Here is a 224-nt window from a genome sequence, read left to right as displayed (position 1 = left end):
ACCCCAAGGGCCTCGGGCACGCCGTGCTGTGCGCCGCCCCGCACGTCGGCCAGGAGCCGTTCGCCGTCCTGCTCGGTGACGACCTGATCGACCCCCGCGACCCCCTTCTCGCCCGCATGGTCGAGGTCCAGGAGCAGCACGGCGGCAGCGTCATCGCGCTCATGGAGGTCGAGCCCGAGCAGATCCACCTCTACGGCTCCGCGGCCGTTGAGGCCACCGGGGAG

General features: G+C 72.8%; 1 pseudogene. It reads left to right on the top strand.

Annotation, left to right across the window (positions count from 1 at the left end):
- Positions 1-224: pseudogene (locus MFF40_RS28700) on the top strand (UTP--glucose-1-phosphate uridylyltransferase); the annotation flags it as partial.

Source organism: Methylobacterium mesophilicum (assembly GCF_022179445.1).
Lineage (GTDB): Bacteria > Pseudomonadota > Alphaproteobacteria > Rhizobiales > Beijerinckiaceae > Methylobacterium > Methylobacterium mesophilicum.
This window is presented reverse-complemented; position numbering and strand designations above follow the sequence as displayed.